The 24,355-nt window shown below is 46.4% G+C and carries 39 protein-coding genes; 30 read left to right on the top strand and 9 right to left on the bottom strand.

Annotated features, from left to right (window positions below):
- The first annotated feature begins 156 nt into the window (after window positions 1–156).
- Window positions 157–2,292, top strand: coding sequence for an S-layer homology domain-containing protein (locus tag V3851_RS04590; protein ID WP_331845343.1), 2,136 nt, complete (start codon window positions 157–159; stop codon window positions 2,290–2,292).
- Window positions 2,293–2,644: 352 nt separating this feature from the next.
- Here the strand turns inward: V3851_RS04590 and V3851_RS04585 are convergent, their stop codons facing one another.
- From V3851_RS04585 to V3851_RS04565, 5 genes are all read right to left on the bottom strand, one after another.
- The gene (locus tag V3851_RS04585; protein ID WP_331845342.1) at window positions 2,645–3,253 is read right to left on the bottom strand and encodes a hypothetical protein; all 609 of its coding nucleotides are present in this window, start codon (window positions 3,251–3,253) and stop codon (window positions 2,645–2,647) included.
- A gap of 32 nt (window positions 3,254–3,285) precedes the next feature.
- Window positions 3,286–3,552, bottom strand: coding sequence for a hypothetical protein (locus V3851_RS04580; RefSeq protein ID WP_331845341.1), 267 nt, complete (start codon window positions 3,550–3,552; stop codon window positions 3,286–3,288).
- The gene (locus tag V3851_RS04575) at window positions 3,530–4,276 is read right to left on the bottom strand and encodes a hypothetical protein (RefSeq protein WP_331845340.1); all 747 of its coding nucleotides are present in this window, start codon (window positions 4,274–4,276) and stop codon (window positions 3,530–3,532) included. The genes V3851_RS04580 and V3851_RS04575 overlap by 23 nt, the downstream gene beginning before the upstream one ends.
- Before the next feature lie 327 nt (window positions 4,277–4,603).
- On the bottom strand, window positions 4,604–5,056 hold the full coding sequence (locus V3851_RS04570) for a DUF441 domain-containing protein (RefSeq protein WP_331845339.1): 453 nt from the start codon (window positions 5,054–5,056) through the stop codon (window positions 4,604–4,606).
- A gap of 14 nt (window positions 5,057–5,070) precedes the next feature.
- Window positions 5,071–6,087 (bottom strand): YpdA family putative bacillithiol disulfide reductase, encoded by a 1,017-nt coding sequence (locus V3851_RS04565; protein WP_331845338.1) that lies wholly within the window; start codon window positions 6,085–6,087, stop codon window positions 5,071–5,073.
- Between the two features lie 230 nt (window positions 6,088–6,317).
- Here V3851_RS04565 and V3851_RS04560 point away from each other — a divergent pair, with 230 nt between their 5' ends.
- The 4 genes from V3851_RS04560 (at window position 6,318) to V3851_RS04545 (ending at window position 9,466) form a co-directional block, all read left to right on the top strand.
- Complete coding sequence (locus V3851_RS04560) at window positions 6,318–6,791, top strand: DUF3939 domain-containing protein (protein ID WP_331845337.1); 474 nt, start codon at window positions 6,318–6,320, stop codon at window positions 6,789–6,791.
- Window positions 6,792–6,975: 184 nt separating this feature from the next.
- Window positions 6,976–7,674: an HAD family hydrolase gene (locus V3851_RS04555; protein ID WP_331845336.1), complete on the top strand. Its 699-nt coding sequence runs from the start codon at window positions 6,976–6,978 to the stop codon at window positions 7,672–7,674.
- 436 nt (window positions 7,675–8,110) lie between these two features.
- The gene (rsgA, locus tag V3851_RS04550; protein ID WP_414859267.1) at window positions 8,111–9,205 is read left to right on the top strand and encodes a ribosome small subunit-dependent GTPase A; all 1,095 of its coding nucleotides are present in this window, start codon (window positions 8,111–8,113) and stop codon (window positions 9,203–9,205) included.
- 120 nt (window positions 9,206–9,325) lie between these two features.
- Entirely contained in the window at window positions 9,326–9,466 is a 141-nt protein-coding gene (locus V3851_RS04545) for a hypothetical protein (RefSeq protein WP_331845334.1), read from the top strand.
- A gap of 178 nt (window positions 9,467–9,644) precedes the next feature.
- Here V3851_RS04545 and V3851_RS04540 read toward each other — a convergent pair whose 3' ends face one another.
- From V3851_RS04540 to V3851_RS04530, 3 genes are all read right to left on the bottom strand, one after another.
- On the bottom strand, window positions 9,645–9,884 hold the full coding sequence (locus V3851_RS04540; RefSeq protein WP_331845333.1) for a hypothetical protein: 240 nt from the start codon (window positions 9,882–9,884) through the stop codon (window positions 9,645–9,647).
- Window positions 9,885–10,026: 142 nt separating this feature from the next.
- The gene (locus V3851_RS04535) at window positions 10,027–11,280 is read right to left on the bottom strand and encodes a tyrosine-type recombinase/integrase (RefSeq protein ID WP_331845332.1); all 1,254 of its coding nucleotides are present in this window, start codon (window positions 11,278–11,280) and stop codon (window positions 10,027–10,029) included.
- A 17-nt stretch (window positions 11,281–11,297) separates the two neighbouring features.
- A complete protein-coding gene (locus V3851_RS04530) occupies window positions 11,298–11,639 on the bottom strand; it encodes a helix-turn-helix transcriptional regulator (RefSeq protein ID WP_331845331.1) in 342 nt (113 codons plus the stop codon).
- A gap of 154 nt (window positions 11,640–11,793) precedes the next feature.
- Between V3851_RS04530 and V3851_RS04525 the strand changes: the two genes are divergently transcribed.
- Together V3851_RS04525 and V3851_RS04520 are read left to right on the top strand one after the other, a co-directional pair.
- Complete coding sequence (locus V3851_RS04525) at window positions 11,794–12,009, top strand: helix-turn-helix domain-containing protein (RefSeq protein ID WP_331845330.1); 216 nt, start codon at window positions 11,794–11,796, stop codon at window positions 12,007–12,009.
- 58 nt (window positions 12,010–12,067) lie between these two features.
- Window positions 12,068–12,253, top strand: coding sequence for a helix-turn-helix domain-containing protein (locus V3851_RS04520; RefSeq protein WP_331845329.1), 186 nt, complete (start codon window positions 12,068–12,070; stop codon window positions 12,251–12,253).
- Window positions 12,254–12,460: 207 nt separating this feature from the next.
- Here V3851_RS04520 and V3851_RS04515 read toward each other — a convergent pair whose 3' ends face one another.
- Entirely contained in the window at window positions 12,461–12,838 is a 378-nt protein-coding gene (locus tag V3851_RS04515) for a DUF2513 domain-containing protein (protein WP_331845328.1), read from the bottom strand.
- A gap of 71 nt (window positions 12,839–12,909) precedes the next feature.
- Here V3851_RS04515 and V3851_RS04510 point away from each other — a divergent pair, with 71 nt between their 5' ends.
- The 23 genes from V3851_RS04510 to V3851_RS04400 all read left to right on the top strand — a co-directional run bounded on the left by V3851_RS04510 (window position 12,910) and on the right by V3851_RS04400 (window position 24,346).
- Window positions 12,910–13,704, top strand: a complete 795-nt coding sequence (locus V3851_RS04510; protein WP_331845327.1) for a phage antirepressor KilAC domain-containing protein — start codon at window positions 12,910–12,912, stop codon at window positions 13,702–13,704.
- Between the two features lie 13 nt (window positions 13,705–13,717).
- On the top strand, window positions 13,718–14,287 hold the full coding sequence (locus V3851_RS04505) for a hypothetical protein (RefSeq protein ID WP_331845326.1): 570 nt from the start codon (window positions 13,718–13,720) through the stop codon (window positions 14,285–14,287).
- Window positions 14,288–14,306: 19 nt separating this feature from the next.
- A complete protein-coding gene (locus V3851_RS04500; protein WP_331845325.1) occupies window positions 14,307–14,564 on the top strand; it encodes a DUF7667 family protein in 258 nt (85 codons plus the stop codon).
- Window positions 14,565–14,609: 45 nt separating this feature from the next.
- The gene (locus tag V3851_RS04495; RefSeq protein WP_331845324.1) at window positions 14,610–15,482 is read left to right on the top strand and encodes a DUF7666 domain-containing protein; all 873 of its coding nucleotides are present in this window, start codon (window positions 14,610–14,612) and stop codon (window positions 15,480–15,482) included.
- Window position 15,483: 1 nt separating this feature from the next.
- Window positions 15,484–15,645: a hypothetical protein gene (locus tag V3851_RS04490; RefSeq protein WP_331845323.1), complete on the top strand. Its 162-nt coding sequence runs from the start codon at window positions 15,484–15,486 to the stop codon at window positions 15,643–15,645.
- 260 nt (window positions 15,646–15,905) lie between these two features.
- Window positions 15,906–16,094 (top strand): hypothetical protein, encoded by a 189-nt coding sequence (locus tag V3851_RS04485; protein WP_331845322.1) that lies wholly within the window; start codon window positions 15,906–15,908, stop codon window positions 16,092–16,094.
- 62 nt (window positions 16,095–16,156) lie between these two features.
- Window positions 16,157–16,645 carry a siphovirus Gp157 family protein gene (locus tag V3851_RS04480; protein ID WP_331845321.1) on the top strand — a complete coding sequence of 163 codons (489 nt, stop codon included), beginning with the start codon at window positions 16,157–16,159 and terminating at the stop codon, window positions 16,643–16,645.
- 4 nt (window positions 16,646–16,649) lie between these two features.
- Entirely contained in the window at window positions 16,650–17,297 is a 648-nt protein-coding gene (locus V3851_RS04475) for an ERF family protein (protein ID WP_331845320.1), read from the top strand.
- The gene (gene ssb / locus V3851_RS04470; RefSeq protein ID WP_331845319.1) at window positions 17,287–17,679 is read left to right on the top strand and encodes a single-stranded DNA-binding protein; all 393 of its coding nucleotides are present in this window, start codon (window positions 17,287–17,289) and stop codon (window positions 17,677–17,679) included. Before V3851_RS04475 ends, ssb begins: the two co-directional genes overlap by 11 nt.
- Before the next feature lie 12 nt (window positions 17,680–17,691).
- The gene (locus V3851_RS04465) at window positions 17,692–18,078 is read left to right on the top strand and encodes a hypothetical protein (RefSeq protein WP_331845318.1); all 387 of its coding nucleotides are present in this window, start codon (window positions 17,692–17,694) and stop codon (window positions 18,076–18,078) included.
- 382 nt (window positions 18,079–18,460) lie between these two features.
- Window positions 18,461–19,234, top strand: a complete 774-nt coding sequence (locus V3851_RS04460) for a DnaD domain-containing protein (protein ID WP_331845317.1) — start codon at window positions 18,461–18,463, stop codon at window positions 19,232–19,234.
- Window positions 19,131–19,931, top strand: a complete 801-nt coding sequence (locus tag V3851_RS04455) for an ATP-binding protein (protein WP_331845316.1) — start codon at window positions 19,131–19,133, stop codon at window positions 19,929–19,931. Before V3851_RS04460 ends, V3851_RS04455 begins: the two co-directional genes overlap by 104 nt.
- Before the next feature lie 3 nt (window positions 19,932–19,934).
- Window positions 19,935–20,390, top strand: a complete 456-nt coding sequence (locus V3851_RS04450; protein ID WP_331845315.1) for a hypothetical protein — start codon at window positions 19,935–19,937, stop codon at window positions 20,388–20,390.
- A gap of 168 nt (window positions 20,391–20,558) precedes the next feature.
- Window positions 20,559–20,933 carry a RusA family crossover junction endodeoxyribonuclease gene (locus V3851_RS04445; protein WP_331845314.1) on the top strand — a complete coding sequence of 125 codons (375 nt, stop codon included), beginning with the start codon at window positions 20,559–20,561 and terminating at the stop codon, window positions 20,931–20,933.
- Window position 20,934: 1 nt separating this feature from the next.
- A complete protein-coding gene (locus V3851_RS04440) occupies window positions 20,935–21,159 on the top strand; it encodes a LexA family protein (RefSeq protein WP_331845313.1) in 225 nt (74 codons plus the stop codon).
- Between the two features lie 291 nt (window positions 21,160–21,450).
- Window positions 21,451–21,654, top strand: coding sequence for a hypothetical protein (locus V3851_RS04435; RefSeq protein ID WP_331845312.1), 204 nt, complete (start codon window positions 21,451–21,453; stop codon window positions 21,652–21,654).
- Window positions 21,647–21,874 carry a hypothetical protein gene (locus V3851_RS04430; RefSeq protein WP_331845311.1) on the top strand — a complete coding sequence of 76 codons (228 nt, stop codon included), beginning with the start codon at window positions 21,647–21,649 and terminating at the stop codon, window positions 21,872–21,874. Before V3851_RS04435 ends, V3851_RS04430 begins: the two co-directional genes overlap by 8 nt.
- Window positions 21,867–22,130 (top strand): hypothetical protein, encoded by a 264-nt coding sequence (locus V3851_RS04425; RefSeq protein WP_331845310.1) that lies wholly within the window; start codon window positions 21,867–21,869, stop codon window positions 22,128–22,130. Before V3851_RS04430 ends, V3851_RS04425 begins: the two co-directional genes overlap by 8 nt.
- Entirely contained in the window at window positions 22,123–22,479 is a 357-nt protein-coding gene (locus tag V3851_RS04420; protein ID WP_331845309.1) for a hypothetical protein, read from the top strand. Before V3851_RS04425 ends, V3851_RS04420 begins: the two co-directional genes overlap by 8 nt.
- 273 nt (window positions 22,480–22,752) lie before the next feature.
- Window positions 22,753–23,553, top strand: a complete 801-nt coding sequence (locus V3851_RS04415) for an adenine nucleotide alpha hydrolase family protein (RefSeq protein ID WP_331845308.1) — start codon at window positions 22,753–22,755, stop codon at window positions 23,551–23,553.
- Window positions 23,553–23,699, top strand: coding sequence for a hypothetical protein (locus V3851_RS04410; protein WP_331845307.1), 147 nt, complete (start codon window positions 23,553–23,555; stop codon window positions 23,697–23,699). Before V3851_RS04415 ends, V3851_RS04410 begins: the two co-directional genes overlap by 1 nt.
- Window positions 23,700–23,789: 90 nt before the next feature.
- Window positions 23,790–24,068: a hypothetical protein gene (locus tag V3851_RS04405; RefSeq protein ID WP_331845306.1), complete on the top strand. Its 279-nt coding sequence runs from the start codon at window positions 23,790–23,792 to the stop codon at window positions 24,066–24,068.
- Entirely contained in the window at window positions 24,065–24,346 is a 282-nt protein-coding gene (locus V3851_RS04400) for a hypothetical protein (protein WP_331845305.1), read from the top strand. The genes V3851_RS04405 and V3851_RS04400 overlap by 4 nt, the downstream gene beginning before the upstream one ends.
- Window positions 24,347–24,355 lie beyond the last annotated feature (9 nt).

Genomic DNA, 24,355 nt, shown 5'->3' with positions numbered 1-24,355 from the left:
ACATATCAAATAAGACATAAGTTACAGATATAGGAATTGCGATTACTAGATATTGATTCTAAGTAACCAGTCATATAGAAGGAGGGAAGTTGAAGTAAGAGATTACAGTTGCAAACTGTTCTTGTGTCAAAAAAATCATGGAGGAATTACGCGAAGATGAACATGAGAACAACGAAAAAACGGGGCAGGCTCCGTGTTTTGGGCCTCGTTTGGGCTGCCGCTTGCTTGGCGGGAACTTCCGGCTTGCTGGCCGGACCGGCTTCCGCCGTATCCCATGCAGAGCCCTTAAGCGCGGGCAGCGGCAGCGGGGTAAGCCGGTCCGATTACAGTATATCGGGCGACTACGTCGTCTGGCTGAATACGGACGGGAATGGACAAAAGCAGATTTATGTTCAAAACGCTTCGACCGGCGAACAGACAGCCGTAACGAACCGGAATGTGCCCAAAGATGTGCCGGCGATTAACGGATCAACGATCGTCTGGGCGGACAAGGGGGAGCAGGGTCTCGCCTCCGCCGATTGGGACATTTACAGCTATAACTTACGAACCGGGGCCGAACTTAAATTGAACCGAACCGACGGTCCGTACGCTAATCCGACGGTCGACGGCAACGGTGTCGTCTGGTCGGATACCCGGCAGTATGGCAACATGATCTATCACGATCTGAAGACAGGTGCGGAAGCCAATCTCGGCGAAGGACGATATCCCGTGCTGATGAACGGGCGGGTCGTCTACCTTAACGCCCGCGACGGCGGTCTCAGTGTGCTGGAGCTGGACAGCGGGATTAACCGCTCCCTGGTCGCTTTGGGCGGATCCAATTATGTCGACTGGTTTGTTACTAATGGGGAGCATATGCTGTTCAAGCAAAAGAACGGAGACCTGGAAAGCAAGTATGCCATAATTTCACTGGATGATCAGCTTGCCCCGGTCCAAGACTTGACCGAAATGAGCGTCAAAAACGAAGAGTACGCTTTTATGTCGATCGGCGATACGAAGGCTGCCTTTCTGATCAACGAAGGCGGGCAAACGGTATTGAAGGGAGTCAGCCTGGACACGGCAAAAGTGTATGACCTTACCGGGAACGATCCCGGAAAAAAATACATAGGCTTTAGCGGAGACCGTCTGATTTATACATATACGGACGGGTCGCTCGGTTACGTCGCTTTGGGCGGATCGTCCACGGAACCGGGGACGGGCGGGGGAGGACAAGGGTCGAACCCTTCACCTTCGACATCGTCTCCATCTTCATCTGGAGGATCCGCTAACAAAGGGAATGCCGCGGCCCCCTCAGTAACCAAGATCGTTGTCGGCGTGGAGGGCGGAACGGTCGGATCGGCGGATGGACGTGCGCAGCTCGTGATTGTGCCGGGCACCTTTACCGAGGACACCGAGATTTCGCTGACCGAGCTGGATGGAAATGATTTTACGTTGACGGATGAGAAAGGCCGGACGCTGGAAGCGGCAGGCGCGGTATGGCGGATTCAAGCCGCCGCGGATTTCGGCAAGGAAGCCGAGCTTTCGCTTGCATACGGAGACGAGGATTACTGCGAGCAGCTCGGAATCTATCAATATGATGAAGCGGCGGGCTATTGGACTTATGTCGGCGGAATAACGGACAACGCCGAAGGGCGGTATGTGCGAACCGATATTTCATCTTCCGGGATTTACGCCGTACTGCTGCGCAATGTGGCCTTCGACGATGTAGCTTCAAACCACTGGGCATCCAATGAGATCGGAGTGCTTGCCGCCCGCGGCATCGTGGACGGAGTGGGAGCCGACGCGTTTGCGCCAAAAGATACACTGATGCGTGCCCAATTCAGCAAAATGCTGGCCGGCGCGCTGGGGATTAAGCCGGTTTCGCCTGCCGAGCCGACGTTTAAAGATGTCGCGGCGTCCAAATGGAGCTATGGCTGGGTTGAAGCGGCTGCGGCCGCCGGGATTGCCGAAGGAGATCAGGGAAGCTTCAGACCCGACGATGCGCTTACCCGCGAGCAGATGATGGCGATGCTTGTCCGCGCGATTGACGTGAAGGTCGAAGATGAGGCCGCCGCGGTTAAAGAAGCGGGGTTGTCCCGGTTTAAAGACGCGACCGAAGTCAGCGAATGGGCCAAGCCTTTAGTTGTTCTACCTGAACGACATGCTGAGCGGCCCGCTCGCCCTGTTGAACGAAGACGGCGAAGTCGCCTTGCGCTACCACTACGACGAATTCGGCACAGCGAAGATCCGGAGAAATTCGACCTGAACTACCCGGGTCCGGATAACATGTTCGGTTTACACCGGATTAGGTTATGATTTCTCTTACGCACGAGCTAGATATTTCGATTCCGAGCTTGGGCGGTTTGTGTACTGAGGATACGTATGAGGGAGAGACAAATAATCCGCAGAGTTTGAATTTGTATGCGCATGTGGAGAATAACCTGTTAAAGTTAGTTCAAGGCAGTTTTGATTATCTTTTTTATTTTGCAGCTATGGTGGAATGGCAGACAAGCCCTTACCCCTTGAAAAATCCTTGGACGGAAACCGTAAATATCGCCTTTTGGATCATCTAAATTAAACGAAATAATGGAAAATGGAAAAGGGGCTGAACATCATGTCAATCCCATTCATTTTTTTATACGATTGGATTAAGTAATCCCCCCAACCTTTACTGTTGGAACTTCTCGACTCTCACATCAAATTGCAATTCCGTTCCATCTTCAGTAACTAAAGTGAGTACCATATCCTTGTAGTTTTTGATTTCAATTGCCCCTAGTTTATCTGGGGTTTTAATAATACTGCTACCGGTCATAAACCGCTTTTCGTCGTAATGGCGAACTAAAACAACGCCTTGCTCTAAGTCATTTACTAAAGCTCCACCATACACAGAAACTGCTCCACTTTCGGTCGGAGTAATCCACCCATTTGTAAATTTTATGACTTTGTTCCGAAGAGGGTCATCTATAAAATCCAGAATTTCTGTTGTAATTGGAGCCTCTGATTCTTCATTGGTAAGTGATTTTTTTAAATCCTCTGTCCTCTTTAGTTCCGCTTCTTTATTTTTTAGTTCAATTTCTTTCCCGGCAATTTCAGAACGTGCTTCATATTTTTTTCTTTCAATGCTCTCCAGCATTTCTCGCTTTTCTTTGGGGAATTCTTCATACGGAGAGGTTGCTGCACTAACATCGATTAATTCTGAAGAGAAAATTGTGACACCCCCAAAAATTAATACTAGGGTAGAAATTCCGACAAACGCTTTTATTTTTATCGATTTCATAAAAGATCACCCCAATATTTAGTTGAATATCTTTAATACCATGAAATATCTGTCGAATATTCAATATTTGATTGTTTTGTATCTGAATCATCATTCAAACGTTCATTTAGATCTTCCCAAGCTTCCGCGGGGGAGTTGGTACCTGAGCATGTTGCATCATTGGGATTTTGAATACACGCCTCTTCTTGTGTCAATGTACCGGAAATGTACATTTTATCCCCTTTACTAACTGCTCCATACTTTTTTATGTTCTTCCATTGTTTGGCCATTGATGAATTATAAATTTGAGGAAGAACCATAGCTGATGGAACATCCCATGATACATAATATATAATCGCTCATTGACCAAGTATTCTCATAGGCTACGCAATCAAGATCATCTTCTCCGTCATATAGAACACTTGTCGTACAACCAGCAGCATCACCATAATTATAATAAGGATAGTCATTGACATCTTCATATCCATTCGCCCAATTTCTAGTTTTTGTAGCTGTTGCAAAATCAATTTCCATATCATTTCCACCAGCAATTGAAACTTGTGAATCGTATACCTCAGTATCTTCACCAATTTCATTAACCATTTCAGCCCATGCTTCTCCACCTGTACTAGTTACTTGATAGGCTGAATTGTTTGTTCCCACTATAATCAATAATTGTGAATCCAAATCGGATCCAGTACCCACATAATAACCACGAGCAACTTGGACGACAGCATCTCTTATTTGTGCATATGTTGCATCAGGATTAGTTCTAAGAGTTGCACCAGTACCCGTGGAATTCTGCCCGCCATAATCTAAGATAATAGCTTCATCCTTACCACTTCTATTCCTATGGTTAATACCTATTGCATAACCAATGCCATAATGGGTGTCTTCGTCAACCGTTCCCATATAATATGAAGTTGAATTAATAGGGGGGATTGCTGCATAAACATAATTTGGTTTTAGTAGACTTAATGGAGTAAAAACTAAGGCTAACGAAATACAAAACATGAAAGTCTGTTTTAAACTGACAATCATCATATTCATTCTCCTCTCGAATTGATAAAAATAATAGTTCACTTCCTTTCTTTTTTAAATATTGTCATTCTTAAAATGTGATTATTGTAAAATATGGTTATTTTTTTCACTATATGAAATCAATATACAATAAAAGGGTGTTATCTAACAATAAGTTCATGGAAAAATATGTGAAATATTGTGCCATTATTGATATTCCAAAGTTGACTAGATTTAGTCATTTCTATTTTTTGTAATAAAAAAATTTGAAAAGGCGATTCTTTAACTTAAGAAATCATGCAAAAAAGGTTGCCTCCGCAAATGTCACGGGGGCAACCTTTTTGCTTCTTGCTACGCCTTGCCGATCAGCAGCGACAAGATCCCGGCCGCGATCAGCGGGCCGACGGGGACGCCGCGGAAGAAGGCGACGCCGAGCACGGTGCCGATCAACAGGCCGGCCACCACGGTCGGCTGGCTGCCCATCAGCGAGGCGCCGCGGCCGCCGAGCCAGGCGACCAGCATGCCGACGCCGATGGCGAGCAGCGACTTCCAGTGAAAGAACGACGCCCACATCGTCTGCAGCGAGAGTTTGCCGCTGGCGAGGGGGGCCATCACCCCGATCGTCAGGATGATGATCCCTACGGTCAAGCCGTATTTCTCCAGCCAAGGGAAGGCGTAGTGCATATGCAGCACCCGGACCAGCAGCAGAACGATCATCGCGATCGTAATCGGCATATTGCTGCTGAAAATTCCAAGCGCCGCCATAAATAAAAGTACGAGCGACACCATGTCGATTTGATTCATGTTTGCAATTCTCCTTATTCGGCGTCGCCCGGGTGTTGCGCGGCTTCGCCTTGCATGAGGCCGCAAATATGCTCCGCAATCAGCCGCCCGTGCCCGCGGCCGCTTTCGATAAACACTTCGTTCGCGTTGCGGCCGGAGGCGATGACGCCGGACACGTAAATGCCGGGCACATTCGTCTCCATCGTGTCCGGGTTAAACACCGGCTTTTCCATTTCGCCGGACATCTGCACGCCGGCCTCCAGCATCAGCTTGCGGTCCGGCCGGAAGCCGGTCAGCGCAAGCACGAAATCGTTCGGCAGCACCGCGGATTCCCGCCGGTCCGCCGACTCCACGACTATTTCCCGCTCCCTGATTTCGATGACCCGCGATTCCAGCAGCAGCTTGATTCTCCCCTTGCTCACCATGCTTTCGAACACGGGTTTGACCCAAGGCTTGACGGACTCGGACATTTCCTTGCTCCGGCAGACGACCGTGACGTCCGCATCGACGCGGACGAGCTCCATCGCCGCATCGACGGCGGAGTTGCTGCCGCCGATCACCGCCACCTTCATGCCGGCATACGGATGGGCTTCCTGGAAATAGTGGGACACTTTCCCCGTATCTTCTCCAGGAATCCCCAAAATATTAGGATGATCGAAATATCCGGTGGAGATGATGATATACCGGGTAGGATATTCCCACTTTTCCCCGCTGCGGGTCACGGAATGTACGATAAACGTACCGTCAGGTTGGCGTTCGATGCGGGTAGCTTCTTCATAAGCGGCGATTTGCACATTATAATGATTGCTTACCCGGCGGTAATAAGCGAGCGCTTCGTGGCGGAACGGTTTCTCGTTGGGCGAGACGAACGGGATATCCCCGATTTCCAGCATTTCAGGCGTACTGAAAAATTGCATATGCGTAGGATAGGAGTAGATCGAGTGGACGAGGTTGTTTTTTTCGATGACAATCGTATGTAAACCGCGTCGCTGGCACTCTATGGCCGCGGACAGTCCGCAAGGACCCGCTCCGATGATAATGACGTCTTGCATGTGAGTCCTCCCAAATTTGTGAATTTTACAAGCCGAACATTATCATCCTACCGCAATCGCCGGAGAATATCCAGAGATGTGCTAAGGCTTTTCGGATTTAAAAAGCCTTCCCGGGTTTGTCAATTTCATGAAGATTTGACCAAAGTACGTTCAAATTTGAACTTTCAGGATACAATAATAGTGTGAAAACGCTTCCTGTCTTTGATAAACCAAGTTAGGAGGTATTTGATATGTTATTCTGGATGAAAAATAGCCGCAAGCGCCGTATTTCTGCCGGATCTCCTCCTGCCGTGCAGGTGACGCTGGACGAGGTCAAAAAGGCTGTGCTTCAATATGAAGCCGAAATGCCGGACGGCATTAACCGCAAGTCGCTGCTGATGTCCGACGGAAGTTTGGATATGCCCCGGTTGACGCGTTACTTGGGCGGGGTCAGCGAACAGAAATTTTATTTGTCGCGTGAAACCTACGAGATTTTTGAAGAGGCGGACCGCGAGATTCCCTATTACCTCGACCTCGTGCAAGTGGCGGTGGATGTATATGTGGAAGAGAAAGGGAAATTGCCGGTTTTAAAACCGCATCAGCCGTATCAAGTCGATTTCTATCTGCTGAAAAGAGAGCATTACCTGAAGGAGATTCCTCCTTTCCCGCTGTACATTACGGATCAGGAAATGCTGCTGACCCATCGGCCGGAGCAAGTCATTTAGCAGGTTCATCTAGATAAATTGCAGACGAATCAAGCATAGAGCGCGAAGCGCCTTCCGAACGGAAGGTCCTCCGCGCTTTTTTGCATGGATTTCTCGCAAGTTGCGGTGAATTTTGCCGGAGACTCCGGTTGACAGGCTGTTTTACAATAAAGAAAGAGATCAATACAGAAATTGAGGGATAGGCATGGAACGGATTAAAGCGGTTTTATTTGACTTGGATAATACACTGATGGACCGGGATTGGACGTTTTCGCAATTCGCGCGTCAGCTGGTTAGCGAGCGTTTGAGCGTCGGCAGTCCGGAGGAGATGGAGAAGCTCGTCGCATATATGATCGAGAGCGATGCGGACGGATACCGGCCGAAAGAGGGCTTTTTCCGGGAAATGATCGAGAATTTGTCTTGGACGGCCAAGCCCGATTTAACCGAACTCAAGGCTTATTACGATAAAAATTACATGACCCACGCGCGCGTGATGAATCATGCGGTGGAGGCGCTGGAAGCCTGCCGAGGCCTCGGCCTGAAGCTAGGCGTCATAACGAACGGATTCAGCCATCTGCAGCACGGCAAAATCGATCTGCTCAACCTGCGCGCTCATTTTGACGCGATCGTCGTCTCCGGCGATATCGGCATCAAGAAGCCGGACGAGCGGATATACCGGATCGCGCTGGAGAAGCTCGGCACCGCTCCGGAGGAGACGATCATCGTCGGCGATCATCCCCGCAACGATATATGGGGAGCCTCCCGCGTCGGAATCCGCGGGGTCTGGCTGCTGCGCAAGCACGCCTGGTCCGACGATCTGGCGGGCGGGGAGCCTTGGCGCACGATCAATGAGCTGAATGAATTGGCTCCTCTGCTTGAGAACTGGTGCCGGACGGCCGAATGATCATTTGGATAACTTTGGTTGACAACGACCGGTGATTCGAATATGATGTAGACAAATCTTTTCAAGGAGGCTGGTAAATATGTACGGAGTAAACAATACGTTGTTCGCTGCGATGAAGCATATGGTTACGGTCTCCGGACAGGATAAGTTATTGGTTTAAAGTGAGCGGTATAGTCTGTTGTCTTTGATGACGGAATATTGCCTTGACCATGCATAACTGCCGCAGGACCGTATAGGTCCTGCGGTTTTTTCGTGTCCGGAGATGTTCTTTGACATTCCTGGGAATGAAGCGAGACGACGCGGGAGAAGTGGCCGCGTCTTTTTTGCGTTTAACCGGAATCTAAAGCCTCTAAGCAGGAGATGGGGCTAACTTTCAACAAAATCGGAGGAATTCAATTTGAATTTAACGGAAAACTTGAACCGTCTGAACGACAGCATGAACCGCCAATTGATCAAGCTGGGCTGGGGACCGAAGTGGGAGGAGGCCTTTGCCGGGCTCGGGCTCGCAGGGGCGGTCCCCGGCCGGATCGTGGCCGACCACGGGCACAAGTACCGCGTAACCACGGAGCGCGGTGAAGGCTGGGCCGAACTGTCCGGCAGGCTGCAGCACGAGCTTACGGACAGGGGGACCTACCCGGCCGTGGGCGATTGGATCGCGCTGCGCCATATGGCGGCAGGCGAGAAGGACGGCATCATCCACGGCATATTGCCCAGAGTGAGCCGGATTTCCCGCCGGGCCGCCGGTTCGGTGCCCACCGAGCAGCTGATTGCCGCGAATGTCGATGTGCTGCTGCTCGTGGCCGCGCTGAACCACGATTTCAATCTCCGGCGCCTGGAGCGTTATCTCGTCATGGCCTGGAACAGCGGGGCGAGTCCGGTAATCTTGCTCAGCAAAGCGGATCTGTGCGAAGATCCGGACCAGTACGTAAGAGAGACGGAAAATATCGCCCCCGGCGTCCCGGTGATCGCGGTCAGCGCCATGGAGGATCGGGGCAGGGACCGGCTGGAGGCTCTGCTTCGCCCGGGCCTGACGGTCGCCCTGACCGGCTCCTCGGGCGCCGGCAAATCGACGATCCTCAACTGGCTCGCCGGCGAAGAGATCCAGCTCACCCAGGACGTCCGTGAAGGCGACAGCCGCGGCCGCCATACGACCACGCACCGTGAGCTGTTCGCGCTGCCGCAGGGCGCGGTCATGATCGACACGCCGGGCATGCGCGAGCTGCAGCTTTGGGACGATGCCGGAGGAGGCTGGTCGGAAGCCTTCACGGACATCGAGGAGCTTGCCGCACGCTGCCGGTTCGGGGATTGCCGCCACGAGCGGGAAGCCGGATGCGCGGTGAAGGCGGCGCTGCGAAGCGGGGAACTCGACCCAAAGCGGCTCGACAATTACCGGAAAACTCAGCGCGAATTGAAGTTCCAGGCCGCCAAAGAACGGTCCCGGCAGCGCAGCGACCGTAAAACAAGCGGGAAGAAAAACGCTCCCCGGGGAAAAGGGGAGCAGCGGAGACGCTTCGAGCAAGAGTTGGATTAATTCGTCAGGCCTCTTGCAAATCCGTTTAATCCGTGAATAACGGGTTAATGTAGGAGTAAGAACGCTGCAGGAAAAATGTTCCTGCGCCGGGCTCTATCATTGAATGGAGGCGGAGGAGGCATGGCCATAGACCGGTTTATCATCAAAAAGATCCAAACCTGTACCTATGAACCGATGCGTTTGAACCTGCTGCGCTTGTTCCTGATTCGGATCGAGAAAGCGCTGCACGAAGAAGAGGCCCACAAAGCGGCAGTTTTTTAACCGCCGCGAGGGCCTCTTAATCTCGATTGTGATACGCTCCCGGACTGTTCATTACATAGGGGAGAACAAGAAAATGCCAACGGTTTAACCCGGTTAACATAGAAACAGCGGCAGTCTAAGACTTTTTCAAGTCCTAGGCCGCCGCTGTTTCATTTGGGGGTGGGTCTAAACCTTATTTTTAGTAGAGCGACAATGCCAATGAGTCGAATTCGCTTTTGCTGTGCAGGATCGCTTCGGAGCCTTCGATCTCAATGCTGATCAGCGAGTTCAGACATTTCTTCAGTGCTCTTTTCCCGTTGCTGAATTTATTTTCAAGCGCGCTGGTCAACAGCTTCAAAGTACGTTGGACAGGTTGCTTGGTATCGGTGTTGAAATATACGGGAACTTGATTGTTTTGGAATGTAATTAGAATTCTCATAGTTAATCACCTCTATACAGTGGTCTCATACTACACATTGTAAATGACATTTCTTAAAGATAGATTAAGATTATATTAATAAACCCTTAAAAATTATGACATTTACGGGTTTTTACCCACATTCAACCCACAAACCACAAACTTATTCCACACTACTCATTAATTCCTCAAGTTTTTCTATATCGCTCTTTCGTTTAGCTTTGGTTACGTGTAGATAAATAGTCTTAGTTATTTCGTCGTCTGCATGTCCTAACTGCCTCTGAATGGATGACAAGTCAATTCCGGCCTCGGCGCTCAAAGAAGTATAAGTATGCCGCAATTTGTGTGGTGTCAGGTTTGTAGGAAGCTTGGCTTTTTTTAATACAGTCTTCATATAAGCGTTAATAGAATACGGAGACAAGGGATACCCAGGCTTTCGTATCCCATTCATAAAAACAAAATCATGACTCTTATATATAACGTCTAAACCCAACATAAGTTTCAACTTCTTTAGTTCGAACTCTTGTTCTTTGAAAAGTTGAACGACCTTATTTGTCATATCAACTTCTCTAACGGACGTTTCATTTTTGGGTGGCCCCAACGTAAAAGATTCGATGCCGTCCTGATAGTATAGGTTTTTTATCACATTAATTTGTTTGTTTTCATAGTCAATATCCTCTTTTTCAAGAGCGCATAGTTCGCCAATTCTTAAACCAGTAAAAGCCAATATATGTAACGCCCTTGCGTTTTGTCTCAATACAAGACGATCCTTTTCAGTCTCGGCATATTCTGGATTATCAGGAAGTTCATAAGCCGTCTTAATAAATATGGCCAGTTCTTCTTTTTCTAGATAATTGGCTTTCTTGTTTTTCTTGCTTTTCAATTCAGTCAATGTTTCTTTATATTCAGGGAATACTATTCCTTTGGTAAAATCCTCTGCAATGATTTTATATGGTGGGTTAGCAGCGGCCTTAACAACTGATCTCATGGCACTGTGCATACCTAACAATGTGTTTTTTTTCTTTCCATCTTTTTTTAGACGGAACAGATACTCTTGATATTGCAAAGAAGTTATATCCTTTAATTTGATCCCGCCGAACTCTTTCTTTAATACACTCAATTTGCTTTCCAATGTTTTTACAGTATTATCTGCTCTTCCTAAATTACGATAAATTTCTACCCACTTATCAACCCATTCACTAAAAGTGAAGTTTTTCTCATCTACGTATGTACCAGTAATTTGTTGAGCTTTGATGAGTACGCCGGCTTCATATGCTTCTTCGGGAGTGGCGAAGGATGGGGTTTCTTTTTGTTTTCGACGGTTCTTGCCATTTTCGACTTCATAAACATCATATCTGTATGTATATCTGCCATTCTTCTCTCTTACACCAGTAGGAAGTTTTTTTCTTCTTGCCATGCGTATCACCGCCCAATTCACTTAAGATTTTTTTCCATTAATTGAACAATTAATTCTAAATCATCATCAGACATTTCGAGGATTGCTTTAATTCCACGCTTTTTTATTTCTGAAAGCTCGTCCATGTTAGGTAATTTCCCTTGTTCAGTAGGCGGCTCACTGAAAAGTAAATCATCAACACCAACATCGAGAACACCGGCGATCAATTGCACCTTTCCCATGCGCGGTTCGTTCTTTTTACTTTCCCATAAACCGACTGTTGCGCCAGTTACACCGATTCTGCTTCCTAACTCCTCTTTTGTAAGACCTTTAGCCTCGCGAAACCTTTTTAAATTTTCAGCAAAGAAAATGTCTTTCACACCGATATCCTCCATCGCAATAAATTCTTTCAATAGCTTATCACAACACATCTAAAATTACCACAAAAAATTAAAGTTATACTTAAAATTCTAAAAAAAACAGTTGACATCAAAGTTAAACTTTAATATTATCTAGACAACGGGAGGTGATTACATGGTTCCGAACGCTACGCCAAGTACCGTTAAAACCCTCCGTGAATGGAGGGCTTACAGAAGATTGCCAAAAGCCCAAATTGCAAAAATTCTATCGGTACATCCTTCGACTTATGCGAAAATGGAGGATCGTCCAGGTGATGTTTCGATGAATGATGCAAGAATCTTGGCAGAAATCTTCGAATGCAGGCTTGAAGAAATAAATTTTTTTGACTAATAATTAAAGTTAAACTTTAATTCTTCAAGCGAAATCAAAATTTAAAGGAGGAATTAAAATGTCCCATATTCCACACATCATGAGTTTGAAGCAAGCGGCGCATCACTTGGGGATCAGCGAACAAACGCTGAAACGCCGCATCCTTTCCAAAAAAATCAAAGCTTACAAAGACGGAGGATGCTGGAAGATCAAACGTGAATGGATTGAGGAATACCAACAAGCACTCATTCAAAAATCAAGTTAGTAAGAACCTACTAACCCATAAGGAGGTGTAGAAGGAAAGATGATTAATGAAAAAATCAAGGTAGGAGTTCAAGGATACGAGATCAAACAGGGATTGGAAAGTGGCGAGATGTCCTTGAAATTAGTTTTTTCCAATCCCAGCGGATCATGTGAAACATACGATGCTTTTCTAAAGAAATTGCATGAATTTCTTAACCAAGAGGGATTCTCATTCAAGTCCTAAAGTTTTCTTCATTACGCCGGCGGCGACATCGGAAAGAACAGTCAGTGATGCGCTAGCAACTTTGGAAGCAATACTTTTAGTTTCTCTCCATATTGCTGGATCGCGGATAGTATCCAGGAATTGATGCCCTTCCCAAGTGATACTTTGAAGAAAAAACGGATTTTCACCGCCAAGAACTGGCATGAACTTTACGTTCACAAAACCCGCTTCATCCAGCTTTTCGACAGTGTAAAGTATAGTGCTTTCACCGTAGTTGTTTAACGCCTGGAGATTCAATAATTCATCGGATGTAATTACTTGTTCGCGATCAAAGGATTCAATTAACAACAAAACATCTCTTACACATTCGCGGTCGAGTTTCAAACTTAACACCTCCCTTCTAATTCCATTATTCGACAGGGAGAGCAAAAGTCCTATTAGAAAGGAGTAAGAAAATGAACAGACAAATCATCGCTAACGATTTAATCCCGGTTTATCAAACAGATACTGGCGAACGGATCGTAGATGGCCGGGAGTTACATGAGGGATTGAAAGTCGGGACTAAGTATACCGATTGGATCAAGGAACGTATCCGAAAATACGGATTCGTTGAAAACGAAGACTTTGTAATAACACTCACCAAAACGGGGGAACGTCAAAATGTTATCCAGCACGATTATATTCTCAAACTTGATATGGCAAAAGAACTGGCAATGGTAGAGAACAACGAACAAGGACGTCGAGCACGGAGATATTTCATTGAGGTGGAAAAGAAACTTGAATCTCTTTCGGTGCCATCTTACATGATCGACAACCCTATCAAACGCGCCGAACGTTGGATACAGGAACAAAAGGAACGCCAAGCCTTAGAAACCAAGTCACTCATGCTGGAACAGCGAGTAGCCGAGTATGAGCCTAAAATCAGCTACTTAGATCGTATCTTGCAATCCAAAGGCACAATGACCATTACTCAAATTGCAAAAGATTACGGCATGAGCGGTCAACAACTCAACAAGATACTTCACGCTGAACGTGTTCAATTTAAACAAAACAAGCAATGGCTTTTATACCGCAATCATCACGATAAGGGATATACGAAGTCAGAAACGATTGATATTACACGTAGCAATGGCGACCCGGATGTGACAATGAATACAAGATGGACGCAAAAAGGAAGATTGTTCATTCATGAAATTCTGAAAAACCGCGGAATCGTTCCGTTAATGGACAGAAAGTCTGAGGCAGTTTAACAAGGAGGCGCTTATGACCAAATATGAAGACCTGTACTTTCGCCAGTATCAAAACGAACTAATAAACAATTTTTTCTTTGACGAAGTTGAGTTCGATTTTGAAACCCACAAGAAACTCATTTATTGGGGAGTAAGGGTTATGGGCAGAGAGAGAACGAAGCCACAGACGATAGAAGAGGCTTATATCCGATTTAATGCAAGGTCGGTATTGCTTGATTGGATAGGATTACTAACACCAAGGCAACTAATGATTTTGTTTCCTATCGAAAAAGACTATGACGGTCATAAGTATCAAACTAAAGATTACTTTTACACAATGGATGTGTGTATCAAACACGGACTTGATACAAAGATCGGGGACGCTTTTGAGTTCCTTTGGGATTATCAGAATTGGGATATTGCTGACCTGATAATTGAGTACATGTCTGATATAAGCAATGTTAGGAAGTTTGAAGGGCATCCAGGATTGATGGAAGAATTCGCTGCTAAAAACGGATTGAAAACATATCGAGAGAGAGAGATTAACGGATCGTCCGTGTTTATCGAAGACTTGGTGATTACAGATGACGGTAAAGTTCTCTAATTGAAAGGAGTGATAACCCTTGATCGGCATACATCCAATACACCGCAAGATGGCGTGGATAACTTGGATGTCTATGAATCAAGACGGAAAAATCAATTTAGATGAAGTCGCTGTTAATCTGCTGAAACCTTTGCTCAAACAAAACTTGATGATGATTCGACGGCTAGACGAGTTAAAAAGCCTCTCATTCCTTGCATATGAGGCACAAGAGCATGAATGGCAGCATGATATTCGCGGACGTATAGAGGCGCTGGAACATGATTTGTTTGAAGTTTAGACCAAGTTTTTTGATAGAAAAACTAAAATTTTAGGAGGAAAAACAATGACAGTAAAAGGTTGGAAAGGGTTTGACAATGATTTGAAATGTCGGGGAATGCAGTACGAAGTAGGCAAAACATTTGAAGAACCGGAAGCTAAAGCTTGCAGCAAAGGCCTCCACTTTTGCGAGAATCCACTTGATGTATTTGGTTATTACGATCCTGCGAATAGCCGTTTTGCCGAAGTTGAAGCAGATGGAGAACTTGATCGTGATGGCGATGACAGCAAAGTAGCCGCCACGCGCTTGCATATCAAGGCCGAAATTGGTTTGCCCGGACTTATCAAGGCTGGCGTTGATTATATCAAATCAAGGGTAGATTGGGATAACGCTAAAGAGTCCAATACAGGCGACCGGAGCGCAGCAACCAATACAGGCGACCAGAGCGCAGCAACCAATACAGGCGACCAGAGCGCAGCAACCAATACAGGCGACCAGAGCGCAGCAACCAATACAGGCTACCGGAGCGCAGCAACCAATACAGGCGACCAGAGCGCAGCAACCAATACAGGCTACCGGAGCGCAGCAACCAATACAGGCTACCGGAGCGCAGCAACCAATACAGGCGACCAGAGCGCAGCAACCAATACAGGCGACCAGAGCGCAGCAACCAATACAGGCTACCAGAGCGCAGCAACCAATACAGGCTACCGGAGCGCAGCGGCTGTATCTGGTAAAGATAGTGTAGCAATTGCAACCGGATATGACAGCAAAGCAAAAGGCTCATTGGGATGCGCCATTGTCGTTCTGGAGCGCGGTGAATGGGACGGGGATACTTACCCGCTATTGGCTATCAAAGCCGCCATGGTAGACGGTGAAATCATCAAGGCCGATACGTTTTACAAACTGCAAAATGGCGAATTTGTGGAGGCCGAGTGATATGGGATATGAATCCAAACACAAAGGAAAATTCGTTCAACGGTTAAACAGTCTGCACCGCGAATCCCCGGGAGTAAATCTACCAAGTGATTATCTGACGCCGCAGCAAATCAAGGAACTTTCCGGTCCGGTACACATTTATTACATTCCGAAAGGAGCATGAACATGTTTACCACAAAAGCAGAATGGAACTCCTTTACCAAGGGGGAAAAAGAAGCAATCCTCAAATTTGCTGCATGGCAAACACAAATGCGATGGCTACGAATCAATCTTGGTGCACGGAAATGACCGAATGTGCCGGATGCCCTCGGGAGGCTGAATATGAAGTTTTTACCGGGAAGGTATGGCAGCCACATTGTAAGCCTTGCGCAGATGAAGCTATGGACTGTAAAGAAGGAGCGCTAATAAGGAGGTTAGACGAATTTGACTATTCGAATAAAATTTAGCGAAAGCCTTGATGATCAGGCGGCAATGACGAAAGCCGGGGGAAACATCGTGGTCCCGGCAGGCAAGAAGCCTATGTTTTCGTTCCCTAGCGAATATCATTATCGGCAGTACCTAACATACCAACGGGAAATGAAAAACGCCCTTGGAGGCAACCAAGGACGTTAAAAAGCACTTATCAAAATTTTCTACGGCAACAATAACACATTTTTTAGGAGGTTGTAAAGCCTATGCGTTTATATGAATTGTCTGAACAGTATCAAACACTGCTGGATATGGCGTGTGACGATCCAACTAATGAGCAACTTCAAGAGATGATTAACGGCTTGGAGGGCAAGATCGAAGAGAAGATTGAGAACACGATTAAGGTCGTGCGTTCTTTGGATGTGGAGGCCAAAGCGATCAAAGACGAAGAGGATCGGCTTAAAGCGCGACGTACATCCATCGAGAACAATGCCACCAGACTAAAAGAGAATGTCGAAACACTCATGAAGCGGATGGAATTGGATAAGGTGAAGGGGCAACTCTTTACCATCTCCTTGCAATCGAATCCGCCGAAGGTTGTCGTATTGGATGAATTTTATATCCCGCAGAAGTATTTCGTTACGCCGCAGCCAGTTCCCCAACTCCAGAAGAAAGACATCATAGAGGCGTGGAAGCAAGGGAAAGAAATACCTGGCGTGCAAGTTGTACAAGAAAAGTCTTTGAGAGTGCGGTGATTATATGAACGATCTTAATTTATGGCAAAAGCTTGTTAAAGTGCGAGAAGTGGCTGGAGGATTCTCCAAAGATACCAAGAGTTACGGATACTCGTATGTATCGGGTAATCAGGTTCTTTCGAAAATCAAAGACAAAATGAACGAACTGAACCTCTTGCTTCTGCCTTCAACTCAAGTTGGTGAACACCATACCCACGCCTACAAAACGGCAAAGGGCAAGGACGCACTTGATTTTGTGGTCAAAGGGGAAATGTCATACACGTGGATTAATGGCGATAACCCGACCGAAAGAGAAACGGTGACCTGGGCTTATTACGGACAACAAGATGAAATTTCCAAAGCCTACGGTTCGGCGTTGACCTATAGTGAGCGGTATTATCTCTTAAAAAGTCTTGGTCTACCAACTGACGAGGACGATCCAGACGGCAAGGAAAGCGGAGGCAATGAACCTGTAACAACAGAACAACCCAAACAGCCACCTTCCGCCCTTAAGTCGAAGTGGAAGCTGCTCAATAACAATAGTCTCCAAGGGTTTAATGAATGGGTTGCTAAAAAGACCGGGGAAAAGTGGAACTATTCCGATATGGAGCAAGCTTTGACTAAGAAGATCCAAGAGAAGAAAGCCAAGGAGGAAGAATCTAATGCTCAATAAAGTCATTATTATTGGACGCCTTACACGCGATCCTGAATTGAGATATAGCGGCAACGGAACAGCGGTAACAAAATTCACGGTTGCTTGTGATCGGAGAGGGAGCGACGAAGCTGATTTTATCCCTGTCATTACTTTTAAGCAAACGGCCGAAGCGTGCGCTAACTATCTTCGCAAAGGTCGTCTGGTAGCTGTTGAGGGCCGCTGGCAAACCGGGAGTTATGAGAATAACGAAGGTAAGCGAATTTACACAAATGATTGTTTAGCCGATAACGTTCGGTTCTTGGAACGTGGTGAGTCTCAACAAAGCAATAGCGGTTCAGGTGATCCATTCCACGATGATGGCAAACCTATCGATATTTCAGATGATGACTTGCCGTTTTAAGGCGGTGTAACTATGGCGGATATCGATTACTACCTGGAGCAAATCATTAAATTACGTCAGGAGGCCGACGCGCTTCCTGATGACAACCCCGGCGCTTTAATGTCCAAGATCAACCTTTTATCAAATTGCGTGATGTACATCGGGCGCGTATCGAGCCAAGTGGACGGAGATTATAAACGACACTATGCAGAGCGCAAGTATCAATATGCCCTTGCTTATAAAGCGGCAACAGGGGGCAAAGCGGCCGCCGCAGAAATCGCCATACATGATATGCGGATTAAAGAGGCCGAACTATATCAAGACATGATGCGCTGGAGAAATGCCCTTGTATCTACAACTGAGGAATTGCACGCCTTGAAACTGAGATTAAGGATTGACTATCAGCAAGGGGTGAACTAGATGGACTTAGGCTTTAATCCCGTTGCCAAACCTTCATATCGCCGCCGTAAGCCCACTAGTAAGATGCGGGGACGAATTACCCCAGAAGTCTATCAAGCGGCAATGGAGCGGTCAGGAGGGAGCTGCGAACGATGCGGTAAGGGTGGATACTTGGAGGCAGCACACTTAATCCGGCGGTGGAAGATCGAGGGCAGTACAACTGTAAATGACATTGCCATGCTATGCGGTCCAGCAGTTAATACAGGGACCTGCCATAATTGGATTGATTATACGGCAGAAGGTCGAGAGTGGGCGGAAGGGTATAGGCAAAGGCTTTACTATAATAATTCGGAAATTCCGGGAAATTCCGGGAAAATGCCGGAACAGAAAGGGAGCGTAGACGATGGCTGAGAAGCGAATGGTCTCCAAAGTTATCTCTATCTCAGAGAAAGTAAATATGCTTCCGGACATTTTCGACATGCTCCTGTTCACATGGATGATTCCTCACACTGATGACTTTGGCAGGTTGGCTGGATCGCCTGCCAAAGTTAAAGCTTTAGTCGTGCCAATGCTTGATAAAACGCTATCCGATGTAGAGGCTTCATTGGCGCGGTTATGCGAAAAACGGCTGATTTTATGGTACGAAGTGAACGGAGAAAAGATAATCCAAATCGAAAATTTCGAGAAGCACCAACAAGGATTACACAAGCGAACAAAATCCAAATTCCCTGACTTTCCGGGAAATTCCGGGAAGTTCCCGGAGATTCCCTCTGAACAGAACAGAACAGAACAGAAGGGAACAGAAGAGAACAGAACAGAATATGAACAGATTTTTGGTGGTGGTGATTCATTTAACCCCTATCGGATTTTTGAACAAGAAGGATTCGGAACTATCAGCCCCGTTATCAAAGATCAAATAGACGACCTTGTTGAAACATATGGCGATCGGTGGTATCAGGAGGCAATGAAAACAGCGGTAGTCGCAGGGAAAAGGTCCATCGCATATGTAAACGGCATTTTGAAACGATGGAAAACCACCGGGATAGACGAACCGTGGAAGGAGGATAAACAACGTGAAGAGCCTCAAGGAAACGATGAAGGGGTTCGATCTGGAAGAGATTCGAAAAAGAGCGAATTCGCTTTCCTCGACGAGCAAAACAGAACCGGCCCAAGATAAACAATACCGTTGTTCCAAGTGCAAAGATGATGAATTTATCATTGTCCGCAAAGAAGATGGAACGGAGTTCGCCATCCCTTGCGAGTGTCGAAATGAAAAGGCGGCAGAGCGGCTATTGAAGTCAAGCAAGATAACGCCGGAATTTCAAAGCAAAGGATTTAAGAACTTCCGGCGAGAAGGGCGACCCAAAGCCGTATTGGACGCATTTCAAGCGGCGTGGAACTATGTTCAAGATTTGGACGATAGAAACACCCCTAATAAAAGTATCGCACTTCTCGGGCGTCCTGGGTGTGGAAAAACACATTTGCTTATGGCGATCTCAAACAATCTACTAGCTAAAGGGACGCAGGTTCTATATTTCCCATTCGTCGAGGGGTTTAACGAAATCAAAGCCAATCTGGACTCTCTGGAGCAAAGGATATATCAACTTCAACAGGCACAGGTTCTCTATATCGACGACCTATTTAAAGGCCGGAAGGAAATCACGGATTTTGTGATAGAGCAGACATTCGCAATTATTAATTACCGCTATCTCGAAAAGAAGCCGATCCTAATCAGTTCTGAAAAGACAATCGCCGAATTGTGCCAAATTGACGAAGCTATCGGCAGCCGGATTAATGAGATGTGTTGGGATTACCTCGTGATCCTAAAAGGCGGAATTGAACTAAACTACAGGCTTAGAAGCAAGGAGGGATAAGACGTGGCGAACATTGACGATTACGACATGATAGACAAAGACATAGAGGGATCAATGCAATACGGAAGGGAATGTTTCGAAGCCGAGGCAATCATGAACGACGAGAGCAAAGATTGGCCGGACCGGATTCGGGCAGCAGCAGAACTGGAACATGTGAAACTGACAAAGGCCGAGAAACGCAAAGAGTATCAACGGAGGACCTGGAACAAAGAGATAAAGGAAATCTTTCAATCATTCGAGTTGCCCCTTTTTGAAAAGCTAGATGAAGTTGACGGAATCATGGCTCAAATTTTCAAAGAAGCAAGCATGTTTAACATCCCCGCAAGCATCTATAGACCCTATGTCGTGGAGCAAGTGACGGATATGATCGATCAAATAGCCGAGCAACGAGAAAGCCAAAGAGGGCCTATTTTAAAACGATCACAGTACAGAGGGCGAGGGGAACAAAATGCAATGTAAGATGCCAGGATGCACAAAGGTAGCAAGTACAACATGGGCGCTCGTAGACGTTTGTTGCCATTGCTATGACGATATCAAAGCGGAGCAGTTGAAATATTACTGTAAACGGATAGGCGCGGAGGAAAGGGTTTTGAACAAGCAAATAAAACGGATTAAAGAGGCGAGACGATGACACGACTAATTTTGCCCGGAACGGCCCCGAGTGTAAACCACATGTATATAAACGCCTACGTTAAAGGGCGACAAATGAAAATTTTAAAGCCCGAAGCAAAAGCGTGGTTGGAGGATACGGTTTACAGAGCAACCCAATGGCGGCAAATGAATGAGTGGTCTACGGCCTCGTGTAAGGTCATTGTACGGCTTTGGTTCTACTTCCCGGACAAACGGAGGCGTGACACTCACAACGGCTTTAAAGTCCTGCTAGACGCCTTAGAAGATGGGGGCATATACGAGGACGACAAGCTTGCATTGCCAAGGGTCATGGATTGGGAAGTTGATAGGCAGAATCCGCGAATCGAAATCGAATTTGAAAGGGTTGGTTGAAATGGGCGAACGTCAACAAGCTATCATAAAATTTATCGCTAAATATAAAACTGAGCATGGATATCCACCATCAAACCGGGAAATTCAGGCCGCTGTCGGGCTTGCATCTGTATCGACAGTAAACGGGCACATCGATCGTCTTGAAAAGAACGGATTTATAACAAGAAAAACTGATTCTCCCCGAACAATAACACTTACCGACAAAGGCCTAACAGCAGCCCAGTAACCCCTAACACCATAGATACAGATACGGCTTAACCATTAAACAAAGTTTTCAGATAGATAAACTAAAATTTGAGAGGATGTTGAACATTGGCACGAATGGACGAGTGGAAGTGTCCGGTTTGTGGGCACGAGACATTTGATATCGACTACACGATTTTAGACTACGGAATCTCGGTAGAGATATATTGCGGAATCTGCACTTTTCAAGCGGATGCAGACGTTCAGATTAATCAATTTGAATACGACGAAGAAGGGGTTTAATCACCCCTCATCATCTAAAGGAGGAATACCCATGATAGGCAAAGCCAGTGAGATCAAATTCCAACATGTTTACGATCGTCAAACCAGATTTGAGGAACAAATGGAATTGTGGAATTTGAGTAATCCGAACGCCGAAGTCATTAGGGTTGAATTCAGTACAAATTACGATCATTCAGATAGTGCGACACTTGTTCATGCCCTCATCATCTATAAGGAGGCTAATACCCATGAGTAACATAACCGAGAGCCAACAAAAAAAGATGCGTCATGCATTAGGACTCAACTATAAGAAGAAGCCGTACAGAAATTACTACTACCTTAGCACCGAAGATCAGGAGTGGAACGATCTAGCGAAAAAAGGCTATGCAGTTAAGCGCCCGGGATGGAACGAAGGTTCTGTTTTATATCACGTAACGGATGAAGGTAAAAAACTATTGGGGGTGTCCCATGAATAACAAACTGGACATTTTAAACAGCATGAAAGTGCTGGAATATGACGCTGACGGAAGCACTCTTTATTACTGCTTAGTGGCAAATACGGCAGAAAACAAGCAAAAACTTACAAGTATCGGCGTCCCAACAGAAGAGATCGAGGAATTTATAGGTATAGACAAAGAGGACATTGATATTAGCGGATTTGGATTTAGCTATGGTGGCGCTGAATGGTTCGACGGTAAACACGGTTGGTTAAAGGAGGCTCCCCATGAATGACCGGATACAAGAGATAAAAGACCGACTTGATAAAGCAACGGAAGGTGAATGGAACTTGGAAGGTAAAGAAATTTGGCGGCGTGGTGATGGATACGGCGGAGAATACCCAGAAGGCCATGTATGGATAACTGATTTTACCGGATCAAACAAAAACAACGCCGTGCTAATTGCTAATGCACCAATGGATATAGCCTATCTCCTATCTGAATATGACCGTATGAGAGAAGCACTGGAATGGACGAAGCGGAAGTTTGAGAAGGAATGGACATATGAAATGGGTATTGGTGAAGTTGTGGACGATATTATTCGGAGGTTTGAGAATGCAGCAGAAGCGAACCGGGGCCTTTAGAGATAAGGAATGCACTTGCTGGTGTGGAAACAAGCATGAGATTTACGGTGGCAAAGGATACACCACTATCGAGTGCCAGGGCCATTCAGACGGCAAGGGTGGCGGCTATTACAAACACGTGGTGCTTTGTAAGAAATGCGGAAAGAAAAGCGAATTTGTGGAGTGATCCCACCTTAAAGGATAACCCTTATACACCCTTATACGGCCCGGGATTATTCGGTCGATACGATGGCGGCATATGCCGCAAAAAAACAACATTGGGAGCGTGGCACGATGAATGTAATATCGCTTGGTGTTGGTGTTCAGTCTTCCTGTATGGCTCTTATGGCCTGCCGGGGCGAGATTGAACCCAAACCGGATTTAATAGTTTTCTCTGATCCCGGTTGGGAAGAGGAAGAAACATATGAATATTCCAAATGGCTTAAGCAAGAAATTGAGAAGTATGGAATCCTTGTTGAATTTACATCAAACGGAAACATTCGGGAGGACTTGTTAAAGGCAGCAGAGGACGGTTCCAGAGTGGCTTCCTTGCCGTTCTTCACCCTTGACGATGAAGGAAACACAGGGATGGTAATGCGACAGTGTACGGACGAATACAAGATACAACCGGTTCGCAGAGCCGTGAAACGATTCCTGGGAGTAAAAACAGCCCGTGAGATTAAAGAACCCATAACAATGTGGATGGGCATCAGCACGGACGAGATCGAGCGTGTGAAAACTTCTCGGGAGCGTTGGATCATAAATCGTTATCCCTTAATCGAAAAGATGATGAATCGTCTAGATTGCACGAACTGGCTATCCCGAAATGGATATCCCGTACCTCCAAAGTCGTCGTGTATCGGATGCCCCTTTCATTCAGACGCCACGTGGCTGGATATGAAGCGAAATAAACCAAAGGCTTGGGAAGATGCTGTAATGGTCGATAAGGCGATCCGCAACATGCCAAGGATGAAAGGACAGGTCTTCTTGCACCGGAGCTGCGTGCCGTTGGATGAAGTTGATTTAAACGAGGACCAGCTAGAATTCGACTTTAATGGATTTGGTAACGAGTGCGAGGGGATGTGCGGCGTCTAATGAGCAAAGAGCAATTATATTTCAAAATCCTACAGGAAGTATCTGATCGTCTGCACGTGGCCGTGGAGCAATACGACAAAACCAATGACGGCGAACAATTAAAGGCTGCTGTAATAGCGATCCTAAAGGGAGAAAGCAAACAGTAGTCATTTGGCCGAAGGCCTCCGAGTCCGACCGAATAAGCTTAGGGCAAAGCCCGGAGGCCGTATAAGGTCTAGAGGGGAGAAGTAAAAGGGATGAAAGAACGAATCTATAAGATGCTTGATGGATATGAATTGATAGTCAGTGAAGAAGCATTGTTTGTCAGAGTAGCAGAGGGACGCATGCCAATTACAACGAGCGAGGAAGTGGAGTTTGACCGTGTACTTGCGCTTGTCGATCACTTGCAGCAACAGCTTACCGAGAAGGACGCAACCATAGATATACTTCGTCAAGCGCTTATGGCTACGAGACATACTTTAGGCTCTGCACAAATCATTGTTAATGCTGCTTTAAGGGAAGGTGATAAGGAATGAACATACTGGACAATTTATCATTTCGACCTGGAGATAAATTAATGCTTAAGGATTGGCATGAATTTGACTGGTATTGGGACGGAGACGACACAACAGAGCATGCTCCTGTATGGATTGAGCCGGGAATGATTTTTGAAGTGTACGCCATCGGGCAATTAAACCTGGATGAACCCTATTATACTTTTGAACTATCTCATCACATCCACGGAGACATAACAATTGATGTAGCGGCAAGCGAGGCTGAAAAGATATTTGTACTCAATGAACGTGCTGGTTAGCCCCTATAC

Source organism: Paenibacillus haidiansis (assembly GCF_036553665.1).
GTDB classification, from domain to species: domain Bacteria; phylum Bacillota; class Bacilli; order Paenibacillales; family Paenibacillaceae; genus Fontibacillus; species Fontibacillus haidiansis.
The sequence above is the reverse complement of the archived record's forward strand: the minus strand, read 5'-3'. Positions and strand labels throughout refer to the sequence as shown.